This is a genomic window from Acidovorax sp. Root402 (assembly GCF_001425125.1).
GTDB lineage: Bacteria > Pseudomonadota > Gammaproteobacteria > Burkholderiales > Burkholderiaceae_C > Acidovorax > Acidovorax delafieldii.
Genome location: NZ_LMDQ01000019.1, coordinates 1 through 18,433 on the forward strand (window position 1 = coordinate 1; position 18,433 = coordinate 18,433).

Sequence of the window (18,433 nt, forward strand, 5' to 3'; positions counted from 1 at the left end):
CCTGCTGCTCAACAAAGCAGCAGGTTAGGGTTAGTACGTGGATCAGATTTAGATGGAAATCCTGGGGGTTAGTGGGTCACTTCTGCGTGGAAATCAACACGCGGGGGCCAAAAAGCGGCCGCGCAGTACCACCGGCGCTGGCCCATGGCGCGGTAGGGAAAGGAGTGGATACAGCTTCAGCCCCAGTGACGGGCGGCAGGAGCCACGCATGGGCAACGCCTCATGCAGGTATGAGGGGGAGCTGTGGCCCGCCGCAGACAGCAGCGGCACGCAGAACCGGGGGGCTCGCAGCGCCCTCCCTGGCGTCAGACCATCTGCAGCAGGCGGTCCAGCGACAGGTTGACCCGCACGTCCTTGAAAGCCACCACCCCGGTGACCTTCCAGGGCGGCATGCCCGTATCGCGGGGAATGGGCTCGCCCGTGGCCATGCCGTCGCGGTTGGTCACCACGGCCACGCGGGGGGTGGTGGCGGTGGTGCCCCGGCGGATGACCACGCCCACTTCACGGCTGGCCAGGCGCACAAAGGCACCGGGGGGATAGACGCCCAGGGTCTTGACGAGGGCGGCGCCGGCCTCGTCCACCTGGTGTTCTTCGTCGTAGTAACTGGCCTGCATGGCGGCAGTGACAGGCATGGGCAGCCGCGCGGCGCGGGGGGCCAGGCGGGCGCCAAAAATGTCGGCGCGCTGCAGCAGGCGGGCCATTTGCTGGGCTTCGGTCTTTTTGGCCAGGGGCCCGGGCGTGCGGTGGTGGTGGCAGCGCACGGCCTCCAGCCACACCGGGTCGGCCACGCCCAGGTGGCGCAGCAGCGCCTCGGACCGTGCCGCGTGGTCTTCCACGGCGGCAATCTGGGTCGCGGTGAGGGGCTGGGTCTGCAGCACCAACTGGTCCTGCAGCTCGGTCATGGCGATGTTCATGCTCAGCGCTGCGTGCCCCAATTGCTGCACCCGGCCGCTGGGCCAGCGCAGCATCTCGCGGGCCACCACCATGCACACGCAGCTGACCAGCATGGAATGCGTGGCGCTGTACATGCGCGTTTCCTGGGCCGAGAGATAGATCAGTGCCAGCAGCGTGGCGTCGGGCGTCTGTTCGCAATGGCGCACCAGCTCGTCGTGCAGCGCCTGAAACCGCCCGCCAAAGTCGCTGGGCGACGGGGCGCGCAGCAACTGCGTGGCGCGCAACTGCAGCTCGGGCCAGTCGGGCAGGGTTTTGCCCGCACGCGCAGCGGCCGCTGCGGCGGCCTGCTCGCCGGCCGTCATCTTCATGGCGGCGATCTCGCCCAGGTTGGTGTCGGCGATCAGCATGCGCTGCAGCTGCGCCAGGTAGGCGCGGTGGCTGCCGCCGGATTCGTCGGTGTCCACACACAGCTCGCGCCCGCGTTCGACCAGCTTGGCCAGTTCGTCGCGGGTGCGGATCACATAGCCCTTTTGCGCCAGCAACACGCCGTCGGCCCCCCGCAGCACAAAAGGCAGGGGATGGCCCAGCTGGATGGATTCGATGTTGAGGCTGACGAGGTTCATGGTGCGCGTTGCATTATCCGACGGCTACCTCCCGCCAAAGCCCGCGCGACCCCCGTGATTGCCCTGCTTTTTGGGCTCATGCCGGGGGGCGGCGCCAAGACTCGGCGTCAGGGGGCGGAGGGAGGTGCTGGTTGCGCCGTGGCTGCGGCTGTGGGGGCCGCCGGGGCGCCCGGGGCATGGCGCCCCCCGCGCAGGCGGCGGGCCAGCCGGCCGAACACCTGGCCCAGGTCGTCCACCCCGGTGAACACCGCCGGAATCACCAGGAGGCTCAGCAGCGTGGAGGTGATGAGTCCACCAATCACCGCCACCGCCATGGGCGAGCGAAAGCTCGCGTCCGCAGCACCCAGGCCGATGGCGATCGGCAGCATGCCCGCACCCATGGCCAGCGTGGTCATGATGATGGGCCGTGCGCGCTTGTGGCAGGCGTCGATCAGCGCCTCAAAGCGCGTCATGCCATGCTCGCGCCGCGCCAGGATGGCGTACTCCACCAGCAGGATGGAGTTCTTGGTGGCAATGCCCATGAGCATGATCAGCCCGATGAGCGAGGGCATCGAGAAGCTCTTCTGCGCAATCAGCAGCCCCACAAACGCGCCGCCCAGCGACAGCGGCAGCGCCGCCAGGATGGTGACCGGGTGCAGGAAGTCCTTGAACAGCAGCACCAGGACGATGTAGATGCACAGCACGCCGGTGAGCATGGCCAGGCCGAAGCTGGCAAACAGCTCGCCCATCATCTCGGCGTCGCCAATCGTGATCTGGCGCACGCCCGGCGGCAGGTTCTGGATGGAGGGCAGCGCCTCCACCGCCTTGGTCACGTCGCCCAGCGGCTGGCCCGAGAGCTCGATCTCGAAGTTCACGTTGCGCGCGCGGTCGTAGCGGTCCACCACGGCCGGGCCGCCGCTGAACTCCAGCGTGGCCACCTGGCCCAGCATCACCGGGCCCTTGGCGCCGGGCACCGGCAGGCGCTCCAGCAGTGACAGGTCCTTGCGCGCATCGTCCTGCAGCTTGACGACGATGGGCACCTGGCGCGCAGCCAGGTTGAGCTTGGGCAGCGACACGTCGTAGTCACCCACCGTGGCAATGCGCAGGGTTTCGGCGATGGCGCTGCTGGTGACGCCCAGGTCGGCGGCGCGAGCAAAGTCGGGGCGCACGGCGATCTCGGACCGCACCAGGCTGGCGGTGGACGAGATGCTGCCCAGGCCGGGGATGGTGCGCAGGTCTTTCTCGACCGCCAATGCGGCCGTGGTCAGCGCTTGCGGGTCGTCGCCGGTGAGCACCAGCACGTACTTCTCGCCCGAGCCGCCCAGGCCCACCTTGCTGCGCACGCCGGGCAGCGTCTCCAGCGCGGTGCGGATCTTGTTCTCGATGCCCTGCTTGCGCGGCCGGTCGCCGCGCGGGGACAGCAGGATGGTCAGCGTGGCCTTGCGAGTTTCGGTGCTGGCGCCGCCCATGAAGGGGTCGGTGCCGGCCGAGCCGCCGCCGATGGTGGTGTACACGCTTTGCACATGCTCCACCTGGGCGATGCGCTGGCGCGCGTCTTCGGCCACGGCCCGCGTCTGCGCCAGCGTGGCGCCGGGCGGCAGCTCCAGGTACACCTGCGTCTGCGAGTTGTCATCCGGCGGGATAAAGCCTGTGGGCAGCAGCGGGATCAGCGCCAGCGAGCCGATGAAGAACGCCGCCGTGGCGATGAAGGTCATCCACCGGTGCTTGATGCACCACGCGGCCCAGCGCAGGTACACCGTCATCCAGCGCGGGTCCTTGTGGTCGCCCACGATGGGCTTGAGGATGTAGGCCGCCATCATGGGCGTGAGCAGGCGTGCCACCACCAGGCTGGCAAACACCGCCAGCGACGCCGTCCAGCCAAACTGCTTGAAGAACTTGCCCGCAATGCCGCTCATGAACGCCGTGGGCAAAAACACGGCGATCAGCGTGAAGGTGGTGGCGATCACGGCCAGGCCAATCTCGTCGGCCGCCTCCATGGCCGCCTGGTAGGGCGTCTTGCCCATGCGCAGGTGGCGCACGATGTTTTCGACCTCCACGATGGCGTCGTCCACCAGAATGCCCACCACCAGCGACAGCGCCAGCAGCGTGATCACGTTGATCGAGAAGCCCAGCCAGTACATGCCGATGAACGCCGGGATCACCGACAGCGGCAGCGCCACAGCCGATACAAACGTCGCGCGCCAGTCGCGCAGGAACAGCCACACCACCAGCACGGCCAGCAGCGCACCTTCGTACAGCAGGTGCATGGAGCCGTCGTATTCCTCCTGCACGGGCTGCACGAAGTTGAAGGCCTCGGTGATCTCCAGGTCGGGGTGCTGCGCGCGCATCTCCTGCAGGGCCGCCTGCACGGCAGAGCCCACTTCGACTTCGCTGGCACCCTTGCTGCGTGCCACTTCAAAGCCCACCACCGGCTTGCCGTTGAGCAGCGCCAGCGCGCGGGGCTCGGCGATGGTGTCCGTTACCGTGGCCACCTGGTCCAGCCGCACATGGCGGCCGTCCGACAGTGCCAGGGTCAGGCCCGCCAGCTCCTGCGCCGACTGCACCGTGGCCAGCGTGCGCACCGGTTGTTCGCTGCCGCCCAGGTCGGTGCGGCCGCCGGCGCTCTCGGTCTGCACCAGCCGCAGCTGGCGCGACACATCGGCCGCCGTGGCGCCCAGGGACTGCAGCTTGACCGGGTCGAGTGCCACATGCACCTCGCGCTGCACGCCACCCACGCGGTTGACGGCGCCCACGCCGCGCACGGTGAGCAGCTTCTTGGCCACGGCGTCGTCCACAAACCAGGACAACGCCTCGTCGTCCATGCGGGCCGACGCGATGGTGAAGGCCAGAACGGGCTGCGCGGCCAGGTCCATCTTGGTCACGATGGGGTCGCGCACGTCGCCCGGCAGGTCGCCGCGCACGCGGGCCACGGCCGAGCGCACGTCGTCCAGCGCCTCCTGCGTGGGCTTCTCCAGCCGGAACTCGGCGGTGATGGTGGCGCCGCCGTCTTGCACCTTGGTGTAGATGTGCTTGAGGCCCTGCAGCGTGGCGATGCTGTTCTCGATCTTGCGCGCCACGTCGTTCTCCAGCTGCGCGGGCGAGGCGCCGGGCAGCGCCACCGTGACGGAGATCGTGGGCAGGTCGATGTCGGGAAAGTTCTGCACCTTCATCGCGTTGAAGGACAGCAGGCCGCCGAAGGTCAGCAGCACAAACAGCATCAGCGCCGGTATGGGGTTCTTGATGGACCAGGTGGATACATTCATCGGGAATGCTCCTTAATTGATAGCTGTTTGCGCATGATCCACTAGCGCTACAGGCACTTTTTGCATGAAATGATCGCTGGAGGACTGCTTGCCCGCCGCTGGCGCCGCCGCAGGGGCCGCCACGCGCACGAGGTCGCCATCGTTCAAAAAGCCCGCACCGCGCACGGCCACGGAGGCCCCGGCATCCAGGCCCGACAGCACCTCCACCCGGTCGGCCACGCGGCGGCCGGTCTGGACTTTGCGCATCTGCACGCGCTGGTCGCCGCCAACCACAAACACGTACGAGAACCCGTCGCGCACCACCAGCGCCTCCTGCGGCACGGTGAGCGCATCGCTGCTGCCCAGCGCGAAGTCGCCCCGCGCAAACATCCCGGCTCGGAAGTCGGTGTTGGCGGGCAGGTCCACGTAGACCAGCGCATTGCGCGTCTGCGGGTCCACCGTGGGCGCGACCATGCGCACGGTGCCCTCGGCCACGGCGCCGCTGGCTGCGGTGACGCTGACTTTGGCGCCGGGCTGGATGCGCCGCAGCTCGGTGGACGTGACCTCGGCGCGCCACTCCAGGCGGCCCTTGCGCACCATGCGGAACAGCTCTGTGCCGGCACCCACCACCGCGCCCACCGTAGCGGTGCGCGCCGAGATCACGCCACTGTCAGGCGCCACCACCTGGGTGTATTTGAGGCGCAGCTGCTGCGCGTTCAGCGCGGCCTTGGACGCCTCCACGCGGGCCTTGGCGGTTTGCTCGGCAGTGGTGAACTGCTGGATCTGCTGCTGGCTGAGTGCGCCCGTGGCCTGTAGCGAGCGGGCGCGATCGGCATTGGCAGCGGCCTCGGCCGCATTGGCCTGGGCTTCGAGCAGGCTGGCGCGGCTCTGGGCCACATCGGCCAACACCGTGTCGGCCGAGAAGGTGGCCAGCACCTGCCCGGCCTTGACCACATCGCCCACATTCACACGCACGTCGGTCAGGCGCAGGCCGTTGCTCTCGGCCCCAATGCTCGCTTCTTGCCAGGCCGCGATGTTGCCATTGGCGGCCAGGCGCAGCGGCACCTGCATGCGCTGCGGTTGCGCCGTGCTGACGGTGAGCGCAGGCCGGGGCTGGCCCGCCTTGGGTTCATCGGCGGCACGCGATGCACCCGAGAAAACCAGCGCACCGCCCGTGGCCAGCACGCAGGCGGTGATCACGGCGAAGGCGGTGGGGGAAAACTTGAAGGAGAAAGAGGAGTGTTGCATGTGCATCTGTCCCGAAAAATTCATATCCGCTGTGCATGGTGTTGGGCGTCGTCCACTGCGCTTGAAACCGGCGATGCGCAGGCGAGGCGCAAAGCGCCTCAGGGGATGTTTCATAGCTTCCATCCGCCGCCAGCGGCGCGGTACAGCGCAATCCAGGCGGTTTGGCGCTCGTGTTGCAGCGCGACCAGCGCGTTCTCGGCGGCCAGCGCTGTGCGCCGGGCATCTTCCAGCTCCACCAGGCTGGCCAGGCCTCCGCGCCAGCGCGCCTCGGTTGCGTCGAACGATGCGCGGTAGCCGTCGGCGGCAGTGCGCGCGCTGGCGCTGCGCTCGGATGTGCTTTGCAGGCGCACCAGGGCTTGCTCGACCTCGCTCACGGCCTGGCGCACCTTGGCCCGGTACTGCGACGCGGCCTCGTCGTAGCGGGCCTGCGCTGCCTCGGTCTGCGCGGCACGCCGGCCACCGTCAAAGAGGGGCACGCTGAGCGCTAGCGGGCCGATGGTCCAGGTGTTCAGGTCGGTGGTTACGCCCCCCGTGCGCACCTGGGCTGCACCCACGCTGCCGCTGAGGGTCAGGCGTGGGTAGCGCTGCGCCTGGGCGCTGGCGACGTCGGCACTGGCAGCCGCCACTTCGCGCTCGGCGTTGTACACGTCGGGGCGCTGGGCCAGCACCTGGGCGGGCAGTGCGTCGACGGCAAACAATGTGTCCGGGGCCGCAGCCACCGGCTGGGCCAGCCGGGTGCGCAGCGTGGGTTCTTCCCAGCCGGTGAGCGCCACCAGGGCCTTGACTTCCACATCGCATTGCATGCGCTGCTGCGAGGCGCGGGCCTGGGCTTCGGCGGCGCTGGCACGGGCCAGTGCGGCTGTGGCGGGCGCCGTAAAGCCCGCGCGCTCACTCAGCTGCGACAGGCGGGACGTTTCACCACGGGACTGTGCGTCGCGCTCCGCCACCTGCTGCTGGGCCAGGCAGGTGCGGATGCTGCTGGTCTGCTGCGCCACCTCGGCCGCCACGCTCACGCGCGCCTCGTGCCACAAGGCCTGTGCGCCCGCCAGCCGCTCATCGGCCGCAGTTTTGGCGGCGCGGTTGGCGCCAAACAGGTCCAGCTCCCAGCTGGCCTGCAGTCCGGCCTGCGATGTGGTGGCCACGCGGGCCAACTGGTCATTGAAGCCCCGGCTGGCGCTGGCCTGTGCGTCGAGCGCGGGCAACAACGCCGCCTGGCTGCCCACCTGCGTGGCGCGGGCCTGCGCAATGCGCGACTGGGCCTGCGCGATGCCCGGGCTCACGGCCTGGGCAGCGTCGATCAGCTCGACCAGCAGCGGGTCTTGCAGCTGGGTCCACCAGCGGGCCATGCCCGTGAGGGAGCCCTGGTGCGGCAAGGGTGCGTTCCAGGCCGCAGGTGCGGGTGCCGATACCTGCGCAGGTGGTGCGGTGGTGGAGCAGGCCACCAGTGGCAGGACCAGCGCCAGCCACAAGGGTTTGTGTGAGATCAGTCGCATGTGCAAGTCACTCTGGGGTACGGGGAGAGGAGGTTTTTTTGGCGGGGGCGGCCGCGCGGGCCGCAGCGCGGCGCTGGCGTTCCCCGTCCACCATGAACTGGGCAAAGTCCACCAGCCGGGATGTGGTGGCGGCCAGCCCCCGTGGCGTGGCGGTGAGTCCGGGGCGCACGGCCTGCACCACGTCGCGGCCCACGTAGTACTGCAGCGCCAGGGCGGTGATGGCCATGGCCAGGCGGTGCACATCGTCATCGGCAGTTTTCAGGCCGAACTCCTTGCACAGCAGGCCGACGAGCGCGGCGTGGGCAGGCTTGATCTCGCACTCCAGCTCCTGCTGCCACAGCCCGGTGGGGTCCAGCATTTCGCGAAAGTGCAGGCGCATGCACAGCTCGACCAGGTCGCCTTCGTGCAGGGGCTGCATGAAGCTCTGGATCAGCAGCTCGATGAACGCAGGCAAGGTGTCCGGCCAGGCATCCACGGCGATGGGGCTGCCCATGGGCTCGGTGAACGCTGCGCGGTACAGCCCGTTCTTGTCGCCAAAGTAGTAGCTGATGGAGGCCGGGTTGACACCCGCCGCCTGGGCAATGTCGCGGATGGACGCCTTGGCAAAGCCGTTTTCGGCAAAGAGGCGCAAGGCGGCGTGTAGCAGCCGCGCGCGGGCCTGTGCGCCTTCCGTGGGCGGTGGGGGGGGCATGGAAGGCCGGGGGGGCTTGGGGGCTGAATCTGGCATGGAGCCGGATTACAGCACTATTTAATCAAACGATTGATTAAATTTTTGTTTCAAAAAATATCGTGGGTGTTTCGGCCGTGTTTCTGCCAGGGATGACCTGTTGGTTGCAGCGAGGGACGGGCAGATGGGATGGAGGTTTTGCACCGTCCCAATATATGGCGGGGAGGGGAAAGGCGACCCCTCCAGAAGTCGGCCATCCCTTGCGGAGTGCGCCCGGCCGATCAGGCAGATGGGGCGGCGGAGCCGAAGACCGCCGACCACAGCGCCAGCACGGCATCGCGTTCGGCCTGCAGTGCGGGTGGTGTGACCTGGGTGGGCGCCTCGTCCAGGCGCGCCACGTGCTGCACCCGGCGCAGTTCGCGGTACGCGTCGGCGGCTGCGTGGCCCACACCGGCAGGTAGCAGGCCCACTTGCTCGGCGCGCTGCAGCAGCGCAATGTTGCCCAGGTTGCCGCGCAACTCGGGGTGGGCGGCAGACTGCGACAGCACCAGGTACTGCACGGCAAACTCGGCGTCCACCATGCCGCCCGGGCTGTGCTTCACGTCAAAGCGGCCGGCCGGCGTGGGATGGGCCGAGCGCACCCGCTCGCGCATGGTCACGATCTCGTCCTTCAACGCCAGCGGGTCGCGGGCGGAGGTGATCACGGCCTCGCGCACAGCGTCGAAGCGCTCGCGCAAGGCCTCGCTGCCCATCACGAAGCGCGCACGGGTCATGGCCTGGTGTTCCCAGGTCCAGGCGGTGTTGCTGCCGCGTTGCTGCTGGTAGTTGGCATAGGCCTCGAAGCTCGTCACCAGCAGGCCGGAGTTGCCGTTGGGCCGCAGGGCCGTGTCGATCTCGTACAGGTCGCCCTCGCCCGTCTTGACGGTCAGCCAGTTGATGAGCTTGCGCACAAAGGCCGCGTACACCTCCGGGGCGCGCTCATCGTCGTCGTCGAACACAAAGACGATGTCCAGGTCGCTGCCATAGCCCAGCTCCTTGCCGCCTAGCTTGCCGTAGCCAATGATGGCGAACTGGGGTTCGTCGCGGTGGCGGTTCTTGAGGCGGCTCCAGCACCACTGGCTGGTGATGCGCAGCACGCTGTCGGCCAGCGCGCTGAGGTCGTCGGCCACCTGCTCCACCGTGATGCGGCGCTCCACGTCGCGCGCCAGGGTGCGGAAGATTTCGGCATGCTGCGCCCGGCGCAGCAGGTTGAGCAGGGTTTCGTCGTCGTCCTCGCCGGTGGAGCGCAGCGACGCCAGGCGCATGCCCAGCTCGCGTTCAAAGTCGGCCACCACAAAACGCTCGGACAGCAGTGCGTCGCCCACCAGCTCGTCGATCACGCCGGGGTGTTGCAGCAGGTACCGTGCAGGCCACTTGGCTGCGCCCAGCAGGTGCAGCAGCTGTTCGTGCACCGACGGCCGCTCCAGCAGCAGCGCCAGATAGCTTTCGCGCCGCAGCAGCGGCTCCAGCCAGTTGGCCAGGCGCACGGTCGCCTCTTCGGTGACGCGTCCTTCCTTGAGCCACTGGGCCGTGCGCTGCACCAGGCGGAACAGGCGCGCGCGCGCTTCGTCACGCAGCCCAGCCACGCGCGGGTGGTTGCGCCACTCGGCCACACGCTCGCGAAAGCCCGGTGGCAGCTGCTCCAGCAGGCCTTCCAGTTCCGGGGGCGGCGGTGCCGCTGCCCGGGGGCCGCCACAGCCGCCGCCGCTGCATTGCTTTTTGCCGTTGCCTCCCAGCAGGGTGTCGAACTCCTGGGCCACCAGCTCACGGTGTGCGTCCAGCTCGTGCAGGAAGGCGCAGCAGTCCTTGTAGCCCAGGGTGCTGGCGATCCAGGCCAGGTCGTCATCGCGCGTGGGCAGCACGTGGGTCTGCTGGTCGTCCAGGTACTGGATGCGGTGCTCCACCCGGCGCAAAAACACATAGGCCCGGGCCAGCGCGTCGGCGGTCTCCTGGGGCATCAGGCCCGCGTGGGCCAGGCGCTGCAGCGCATCCAGCGTAGGGCGGCGGCGCAGCTCGGGGAACTGCCCGCCGCGCACCACCTGCAGCAGCTGCACGGTGAATTCGATCTCGCGGATGCCGCCGCGCGAGAGCTTGACGTCGTTGGCGCGCTCGGGGTGCCCGGCGCTGCGTTTGGACGCATGGTCCCGGATCTGGCTGTGCAGCGAACGCAGCGCGTCGAACACGCTGTAGTCCAGGTAGCGGCGGAACACAAACGGCAGGACCACGCCGCGCAGTGCTTGCACCTCGGGGCGGCCAATGCAGTCGCGCGGGGCCACTACACGGCTCTTGAGCCAGGCAAAACGTTCCCATTCGCGGCCCTGCACCTGTAGGTATTCCTCCAGCGCGGCCAGGGACACCGATGCGGGGCCCGAGTTGCCGTTGGGCCGCAGGGCCAGGTCCACCCGGAAGACAAAGCCATGCTCGGTGGTGTCGCCCACCAGGCTGTAGATGGCCTTGACGGCGCGCGCAAAGTATTCGTGGTTGGAGATGCGGCCCCGGCCATCGGGCATGCCGGCGGTTTCGCCATCGTGCTCATACACATAGATGAGGTCGATGTCGCTGGAAACGTTGAGCTCGCGGGCGCCCAGCTTGCCCATGCCGATGATCCACAGCTGCACGGGCTGGCCCTGCGGGCCGCGCGGTGCGCCATGGCGTTCGTCCAGCTCGCGGCGCGCCTGCTGGCAGGCGCGGTCCAGGGCCAGCTCGGCCAGTTCGGTCACGGCCCGGGTGATGTCGGCCAGGGGTGTCTGCGCTTCGCAGTCCAGCTGGATCAGCCGTTCCATGACCAGCTGGCGCAGCACGCGCAGCGCGGTTCCGGTATCGCAGCCACGTGCGCACAGGGCGTCGTAGGCCTGTTCCATGGTCGCGAGCACCGGGACGCCCGGGGGCAGCAGCGGCAGGTCGTTGGCGTAGCGGCGGTGCAGGCGCTGGTAGAAGCGGGAATGCTCGGCCAGGGGACCCTCGGGCAGGGGCTGGTGGCAGCGGGGGTCAGACAGAGAAGGATGCATGGCAGCCACAGCCGGATGTTGGACGGGGAGCGGGGGGCTGGTCTGCGGGCCCGACGGCATACAAAAGCTCACTGGGCACTCGGGACACGAGTGAACCCACGCCAGGGCTGCGGGTCATAATTCCTGCCACTTTCCATCTCACCATGATCGATCCCACCTCGCACCCCTCACGCCTGCTGAAAATAGTTGCAGGTTTTGCGCGGTGGTCGCTGGGCTTGTTGCTCGCGTTCTGGCTGCTGCTGACCATCGCATGGGGGGCTCTTCATGGCTGGATTGTGCCGCGAATCGGTGATTTCCGCCCACAGTTGCAGGCGCAGGCCGCACGGGTATTGGGGGTTCCCGTGCAGATCGGCGCCATCGTGGCCCGCACCGAGGGGTTGATCCCGTCCATCGAGCTGTCTGACGTCGCGCTGCTGGATACGGCAGGCCGTACCGCGTTGCGCCTGCCTCGGGTGGTGGTGGCGCTGTCGCCCCGTTCGCTGCTGCAGTGGGGGTTCGAGCAGCTTTACATCGAAGGCCCGGATCTGGATGTGCGCCGGGCCAGCGACGGGCGCATCTATGTGGCGGGGCTGGAATTTGCCCAGAACCAGGGCGATAGCAGCGCGGCGGCCGACTGGTTGTTCTCGCAGGGCGAGGTCTATATCAAGGGTGGCACGGTGCGCTGGACCGATGAGCAGCGCGGCGCCCCCGAGCTGGCGCTGGAAAAGGTGGACCTGGTTCTGCGCAACGGCAACTGGCACCACAACCTTCGGGTGGATGCCACACCGCCGCCGGAATGGGGCGACCGTTTCAGTCTGGTCGGTCTATTTCGCGCGCCGCTGCTGCGCGCCCGTGATGGCAACTGGAAGCACTGGAGCGGCCAGGTGTTTGCCCATTTCACGCGGGTCGATGTGTCGCACCTGCGGCACCACGCCGATGTGGGCATCGAGGTGGCGCAAGGCCGGGGCGCGCTGCGGGCCTGGGCCGATGTGCGCAGCGGGCAGGTGGTGGGCGGCACGGCCGACCTGGCGCTGGCCGATGTGAACACCACGCTGGCGGCCGATCTGCGCCCGCTGGTTCTGCCGTCCATCCAGGGCCGGCTGGGGGGGCGACGGCTCACCGGCGGCTTTGAATTCTCGACGCAGGCGCTGCAGTTCCAGACCGACGACGGCCTGACCTGGCCCGGCGGCAACTTGCGGCTGGTGCACACCGATGCCAACGGCAAGGCCCCGGCGCAAGGCGAATTGCGGGCCGACCGGCTGGACCTGGCGGCCCTGGCGCAGGTGGCCAGCCGTCTGCCGCTCGGAGCGGCCGCCCACGACGCCTTGCGCACCTACACGCCCCAGGGGCTGGTGGACGAGATCCAGGCCACCTGGAAGGGGCCGCTGGATGCGCTGCAGCAGTACCAGGTCAAGGGGCGCATCCAGGGGCTGGCGCTGGCCGGTGCCACTGATGGCGCGACCCCCGCCCACCTGGGCCTGCGGGGCGCCAATGTGGACATCGACATGACCCAGGCAGGGGGCAAGGCGGCGCTGACCATGGCGTCGGGGGCGCTGGTGCTGCCGGGGGTGTTCGAGGAGCCTGTCCTGCCGCTCGACCGGCTCAGTGCCGATGTGCGCTGGCAGGTGGACGGCGGCCGCATCGCCGTGCAGGCCAACGATGTGCAGTTTGCCAATGCCGATGCCCAGGGCGATGCCCGCGCCACCTGGCATACCAGCGACCCCTCCAAGGCGCCCCACCGGTCGCGCTTTCCGGGGGTGCTGGACCTCACCGGCACGCTGCACCGTGCCGACGGCACCCGGGTGCACCGCTACCTGCCCCTGTCCATTCCTGCCGATTCGCGTCACTATGTGCGCGATGCGGTGGTCGCTGGCAGCGCCAGCAATGTGCAGTTCCGGGTCAAAGGGGACTTGCACGACCTGCCCTTCAATGACCCCAAGCAGGGCGAGTTCCGCATTGCGGCGCGCGTCAAGGACGTCACTTACGCCTACGTGCCCACCGCGCTGCAACCCGCAGGCACCCTGCCCTGGCCTGCGCTGACTGATCTGGGCGGCGAGCTGATTTTTGAACGCTCGTCCATGCAGGTGCGCGGCGCCAGCGGCGGCTTCGCGGGCAGCAAGGGCTTGCGGCTGTCCAAGGTTGAGGCGCGCATTCCAGACCTGGCGCATACCGTGGTCGGCGTGAGTGCCGATGCGCGCGGCCCGCTGGCCGAGCTGCTCACGCTCATGACCACCTCGCCGCTGGGCCGTATGACGGGCAATGCGCTGGAGCAGGCCAGCGGCACGGGCAACGCCGACTTCCAGCTGCGGTTGAGCCTGCCCATCAGCGACATCAACAAATCCAAGGTGCAGGGCAGCGTCACGTTGGCTGGCAATGAGCTGCGCATCACCCCCGACACCCCGGCGCTCACCCGCGTGCGGGGCGCCGTGCAGTTCAGCGAGACCGGGTTTTCGCTGTCCAATGTGCAGGCCCAGGCGCTGGGCGGCCCCGTGCGGCTGGAAGGCGGCATGCGTGCGCTGGCGGCCAATGCCCCGGCCACCGAGTCGGCGGTGCAGATCCGTGCGCAGGGCACCGCCACGGCCGAAGGCCTGCAGCAAACCCCGCAGCTGGGCATGTTGTCGCAACTGGCGCGGCGTGCCACCGGCAGCGCACCGTACACGCTGGCCCTGTCGTTTCGCCGCGGGGTGCCCGAGCTGCAGGTCAACACCAGCCTGCAGGGCCTGGCCCTGGCCTTGCCGCCCCCGCTGGGCAAGACGGCGGACAGCAGCCTGCCCCTGCGCTTTGACAACCAGGTGGCGCGCGAATCACTGGTGGGCTTGGCGAGCAGCAACGGCAACGGGAGCAGTGCCCCCCCGTTGCGGGACCAGATCGTGCTGGACCTGGGATCACTTGGCTCCGCCACCTACCTGCGCGACCTGAGCGGCCCCCAGCCACGCGTGCTGCGCGGCGCCATCGGTGTGGGCCTGAGCAACGGCGAGTCCGCCCCGATGCCTGCGCAAGGCGTGGCTGCCAACATCAACCAGGGCAAGCTGGATGTGGACGCCTGGGACGAGGTGCTCACCCGGGCCACTGCCGCCGAGCCCGCCCCCCGGGGTGCCGCAGTGGCGACCACGCCTGCCGTGCAGGCCGTGGCACAGGACTATCTGCCCACCACCCTGGCGCTGCGCGCGCGCGAGCTCACGTTGCAAGGCCGCACGCTGCACAACGTGGTGGCAGGTGCGCTGCGCGACGGCTCCACCTGGCGTGCCAACCTCGATGCCACCGAACTCAATGGCTACCTGGAGTACCGCCAGCCCGGATCGCCCGACTTCAGCAACGGCCGTTTGTTTGCCCGGCTGTCGCGTGTGAACATGCCGCAAAGCGACGTGACCCAGGTCGAAGAACTGCTCAACGAGCAACCGGGCAACCTGCCCGCGCTGGACATCGTCGTGGAGGATTTCGAGCTGCGTGGCAAGCGGCTGGGACGGGTGGAGATGGAGGCCCAGAACCGGGGCGGCGAGGGGGTGCAGCGCGAGTGGCGCCTGTCCAAGTTCAATATCACGGCGCCCGAGGCCGCTTTCACTGCCAACGGCAACTGGGCGGTGCTCAATGCAGCCTCCGCAGGCCCCCGTTCGGCCGAGCGGCGCACCGTGCTCAGCTTCAAGCTCGATATCCGCGACTCGGGCGATCTGCTGGCCCGCCTGGGCATGGCCAACGTGGTGCGGCGCGGCAAGGGCCGCATGGAAGGGCAGGTGGGCTGGATTGGCGCTCCCTTCAGCCCCGATTACCGCAGCATGACCGGGCAGATCAACCTGAATGTCGAATCCGGCCAGTTTCTGAAGGCTGATCCTGGCCTGGCCAAGCTGCTGGGCGTGCTCAGCCTGCAATCATTGCCGCGCCGCTTGACACTGGATTTTCGCGATGTGTTCAGTGAAGGTTTTGCGTTTGATTTTGTGCGCGGTGATGTACGCATCGAGCGCGGTGTGGCCACCACCAACAACTTGCAGATGAAGGGCGTCAATGCGGCCGTACTGATGGAAGGCAGCGCCAACATCGACCAGGAGACGCAGGATCTGCGTGTGGTGGTGGTGCCAGAGATCAACGCCATGACGGCGTCGCTTGTGGCCACGGCCATCAACCCGGTGATTGGCCTGGGCAGCTTTTTGGCTCAGGTGTTTTTGCGCGGTCCGCTCATCGAGGCTGCCACGCAGGAATTCCGCATCGATGGCACCTGGGCCGACCCGCGGGTGGTGCGCGTGGCCCGCCGCGGGCGCGAATCGAGCCCTGCCACCGAGGCGACGCCCCGGGCCAACCCACCCCCCAAGACTGGAGAACCTTCATGAAAGTCGCCGCCATCCAGATGGTGTCTGGCATCGCGCTGGACGATAACCTGCGCGTTGCGCGCCAGCTGCTGGAACAGGCTGCGCAGGGCGGCGCTGAGCTGGCGGTGCTGCCGGAGTATTTTTGCCTGATGGGGCACAGGGACACTGACAAGCTCGCCTTGCGCGAGACCGCTGGTTCCGGAGTGATCCAGCAGTTTCTGGCCGATACCGCGCGCGCGCTTGAGATGTGGATCGTGGGCGGCACGCTGCCGATGGCCACGGGTACGCCGGACCGTGTGCGCAACACGACGCTGGTCTTCGACCCGACGGGTGCCTGTGTGGCGCGCTACGACAAGATCCATCTCTTTCGCTTCAGCAACGGCGCTGAACAGTACGACGAAGGCCGTGTCATCGACGCCGGTGACACCCCGGTGCAGTTTGATCTGCAAGCGCGCAGCGGCCAGCGCTGGCGGGTGGGGTTGTCCGTGTGTTACGACCTGCGCTTTCCGGAGTTGTACCGCGCGCATGCCCGCGCAGGTGCGGACCTGCTGCTGGTGCCGAGCGCCTTCACGCACACCACGGGTCAGGCGCACTGGGAAGTGTTACTGCGTGCCCGCGCGGTGGAAAACCTGGCCTATGTGCTGGCCCCTGCCCAAGGCGGTGTGCACGCCAACGGCCGCCATACCTGGGGCCACAGCATGCTGGTGGATCCCTGGGGCAGCATCATCGCGCAGCGCGATCAAGGCGCTGGCGTGGTAGCCGGCGAGCTGGACGCGCAGCGCCTGAGTGCCGTGCGCGCTCAGCTGCCCGCATTGACCCACCGCGTGCTGTGAAGCCAACGCCCGTCAAACGCACCCTGCTGCAGCGCTGGCGCGGAGCCTGGCGTCGCTGGTCGTTGTGGACGGCGCTGGTACTGCTCGTGGTGTCCATGCTTGCCACCATGGTGTGGCTTGCCGGGCGCTATGAAGCCAGCCAGGTGCAGACCCGCCTGGAGCGGGACACCGCCGATGCAGTCTCGGACATCCGCACCGCGCTGACGCACAACCTGCAAAGCCTGCAGGCACTCCCCAGCGACAACCCGAGTCATTTGGCCTGGGAGGTCGAGGCGTCTGACCTGCTGCGTAACCGGCGCGAGCTCGTGCGCATTGAGCTGCGTGATGCGAATCTGCGCATGCGCACCCACGTGCAGTCACCCTACCGCCCGGTGGCCTGGGACATGCGGCTGCGCGACAGTGGCCAGTCGGACCTCACTATCGCCTGTGCCAACGCGCGTCGCCTGGGGGGGCCAGCGTATTCCAGCAGCTACTTTCAGCCCCATGGTGACGGCCTGGGCTCGGAGATGATGGAGCTGTGTGTTCCGTTGTCTGCCAGCGGACGCACCATGGGGTATCTGGTCGCGACGTATGCGCTGCAGGACATCCTGGCCAATCTGGTGGGGCACAACCTCACGCGCAGCCAGGAAGCCTCCTTCACAGAGGCCGACGGCACCCGGCTGGCGGTGCTGGGAGCGGCGCGACGGGGGTCGCGCATGTTCTCGGCGCAGCATCTGCTGGACTTGCCAGGCAGTACATTGGTGCTGCGCATGGACAGCTGGCACAGTGCACCCAGCCTGTTCCCCAATGTGTTGACGGCCTTGGTCACGGCCATGTCGATTGCGCTGGTGACGGTGATGGTGGTGCTGGTGCGCGACAACCGCCGCCGCCTGCGCGCCGAGCGTGACCTGGCCGATGCGCTGGCCTTTCGCAAGGCGATGGAGGACTCGCTGGTGACCGGGCTTCGCGCGCGCGACCTGGAGGGGCGCATCACCTACGTCAACCCGGCCTTCTGCGAGATGGTGGGCTTCAGCCCGCAGGAGCTGCTGGGCCTGAGCATGTCGGCACCCTATTGGCCCCCCGAGCGTGTGGAGGAATACCGCCAGCGCCAGGCCATCCGTTTTGCCGGCACCATGCCGCCGCGCGAGGGGTTTGAGTCCGAGTTCATGCGCAAGGACGGCACGCGGTTTCCCGTGCTGATCATCGAGGCCCCGCTCATCAATGCCCAAGGCCAGCACACCGGCTGGATGAGCGCGTTCCTGGACATCAGCGAACAGCGCCGGGTGGAGGAGCTGTCCCGCGCCTCGCAGGAGCGGCTGCAGGCCACTGCGCGGCTGGCCACGGTGGGCGAGATGGCTTCGTTGCTCAGCCATGAACTCAACCAGCCGCTGGCCGCCATCTCCAGCTACGCCAATGGTTCCATCAACCTGCTGGAACATGCCACTCCCGCCAGTGCGTCTGTACCCGAGCCCGACGCGCTGGAGGATGTGCGCATGGCCATGCGCCAGATTGCCCGCCAGGCCGAGCGAGCGGGCCGAGTGATCAAAAGTGTTCACGACTTCGTCCGGCGCCGCGACCAAGCCCGTGAGGCAGTGCATGCGCAGCAATTGCTCGATGCCATCCTGCCGCTGGTGAGCCTGCAGGCCCGCAAACTGGGCGTGCGCGTCAACACATCGGTGGAGCAGGGCCTGGCGCCCGCGCTGTGTGACCGTACGATGGTGGAGCAGGTGTTGCTGAACCTGGCGCGCAATGCCATGCAGGCGATGGATGATCCCGGCGTGCGCAATCGCGTGCTGGATATCCGGGTGCGGCGTGCTGCCTCCAACCCGCATAACGGCTGGATTGAATTTGCTGTGACCGATGTGGGAACCGGGATTCCCCCCGAGGTCGCAGAAAAACTGTTCACCCCGTTTTTCACCACCCGCCCGGAGGGCATGGGCTTGGGGTTGAGCATGTGCCGCACCGTCATCGAACAACACGGCGGTTTTCTCGGATTTGCGCCGAATGAGCCCCGTGGTACGGTATTCACCTTCACGCTGCCCGTGAACAATGGACCCACCCCCTGAGGCAGTTACGGCGGCCAGCGGTGGGGCTTTGGTGCTTTCATCGTCTGCGCGTGACTGACATTGCAATGGATAACTGAACTGA

At 68.2% G+C, this 18,433-nt stretch carries 9 protein-coding genes; 3 read left to right on the plus strand and 6 right to left on the minus strand.

Annotated features, from left to right (window positions below; all coding sequences use genetic code 11):
- Positions 1 to 305: 305 nt before the first annotated feature.
- The 6 genes from ASC83_RS22485 to glnE all read right to left on the minus strand — a co-directional run bounded on the left by ASC83_RS22485 (position 306) and on the right by glnE (position 11,193).
- Complete coding sequence (locus ASC83_RS22485; protein WP_056067843.1) at positions 306 to 1,517, minus strand: HD-GYP domain-containing protein; 1,212 nt, start codon at positions 1,515 to 1,517, stop codon at positions 306 to 308.
- Positions 1,518 to 1,624: 107 nt separating this feature from the next.
- A complete protein-coding gene (locus tag ASC83_RS22490; RefSeq protein ID WP_056067845.1) occupies positions 1,625 to 4,759 on the minus strand; it encodes an efflux RND transporter permease subunit in 3,135 nt (1,044 codons plus the stop codon).
- Positions 4,760 to 4,771: 12 nt separating this feature from the next.
- On the minus strand, positions 4,772 to 5,986 hold the full coding sequence (locus tag ASC83_RS22495; protein ID WP_056068106.1) for an efflux RND transporter periplasmic adaptor subunit: 1,215 nt from the start codon (positions 5,984 to 5,986) through the stop codon (positions 4,772 to 4,774).
- 110 nt (positions 5,987 to 6,096) lie between these two features.
- On the minus strand, positions 6,097 to 7,479 hold the full coding sequence (locus ASC83_RS22500) for an efflux transporter outer membrane subunit (RefSeq protein WP_156379586.1): 1,383 nt from the start codon (positions 7,477 to 7,479) through the stop codon (positions 6,097 to 6,099).
- 7 nt (positions 7,480 to 7,486) lie between these two features.
- Positions 7,487 to 8,170 carry a CerR family C-terminal domain-containing protein gene (locus ASC83_RS22505; RefSeq protein ID WP_056067849.1) on the minus strand — a complete coding sequence of 228 codons (684 nt, stop codon included), beginning with the start codon at positions 8,168 to 8,170 and terminating at the stop codon, positions 7,487 to 7,489.
- A gap of 257 nt (positions 8,171 to 8,427) precedes the next feature.
- Positions 8,428 to 11,193 (minus strand): bifunctional [glutamate--ammonia ligase]-adenylyl-L-tyrosine phosphorylase/[glutamate--ammonia-ligase] adenylyltransferase, encoded by a 2,766-nt coding sequence (gene glnE / locus ASC83_RS22510; RefSeq protein ID WP_056068109.1) that lies wholly within the window; start codon positions 11,191 to 11,193, stop codon positions 8,428 to 8,430.
- A 143-nt stretch (positions 11,194 to 11,336) separates the two neighbouring features.
- Between glnE and ASC83_RS22515 the strand changes: the two genes are divergently transcribed.
- The 3 genes from ASC83_RS22515 to ASC83_RS22525 are packed head-to-tail and all read left to right on the plus strand — an operon-like array spanning position 11,337 to position 18,351.
- A complete protein-coding gene (locus ASC83_RS22515; protein WP_056067850.1) occupies positions 11,337 to 15,494 on the plus strand; it encodes a YhdP family protein in 4,158 nt (1,385 codons plus the stop codon).
- On the plus strand, positions 15,491 to 16,306 hold the full coding sequence (locus ASC83_RS22520) for a carbon-nitrogen hydrolase family protein (RefSeq protein WP_056067852.1): 816 nt from the start codon (positions 15,491 to 15,493) through the stop codon (positions 16,304 to 16,306). The genes ASC83_RS22515 and ASC83_RS22520 overlap by 4 nt, the downstream gene beginning before the upstream one ends.
- Positions 16,303 to 18,351: a nitrogen regulation protein NR(II) gene (locus ASC83_RS22525; RefSeq protein ID WP_235509448.1), complete on the plus strand. Its 2,049-nt coding sequence runs from the start codon at positions 16,303 to 16,305 to the stop codon at positions 18,349 to 18,351. Before ASC83_RS22520 ends, ASC83_RS22525 begins: the two co-directional genes overlap by 4 nt.
- Positions 18,352 to 18,433: the final 82 nt, after the last annotated feature.

What these genes read in the sequence shown, in the direction of transcription:
- ASC83_RS22485 (WP_056067843.1), bottom strand. Translation starts at nt 1,517, where the DNA reads ATGAACCTCGTCAGCCTCAACATCGAATCCATCCAGCTGGGCCATCCC.
- ASC83_RS22490 (WP_056067845.1), bottom strand. Translation starts at nt 4,759, where the DNA reads ATGAATGTATCCACCTGGTCCATCAAGAACCCCATACCGGCGCTGATG.
- ASC83_RS22495 (WP_056068106.1), bottom strand. Translation starts at nt 5,986, where the DNA reads ATGCAACACTCCTCTTTCTCCTTCAAGTTTTCCCCCACCGCCTTCGCC.
- ASC83_RS22500 (WP_156379586.1), bottom strand. Translation starts at nt 7,479, where the DNA reads ATGCGACTGATCTCACACAAACCCTTGTGGCTGGCGCTGGTCCTGCCA.
- ASC83_RS22505 (WP_056067849.1), bottom strand. Translation starts at nt 8,170, where the DNA reads ATGCCCCCCCCACCGCCCACGGAAGGCGCACAGGCCCGCGCGCGGCTG.
- glnE (WP_056068109.1), bottom strand. Translation starts at nt 11,193, where the DNA reads ATGCATCCTTCTCTGTCTGACCCCCGCTGCCACCAGCCCCTGCCCGAG.
- ASC83_RS22515 (WP_056067850.1), top strand. Translation starts at nt 11,337, where the DNA reads ATGATCGATCCCACCTCGCACCCCTCACGCCTGCTGAAAATAGTTGCA.
- ASC83_RS22520 (WP_056067852.1), top strand. Translation starts at nt 15,491, where the DNA reads ATGAAAGTCGCCGCCATCCAGATGGTGTCTGGCATCGCGCTGGACGAT.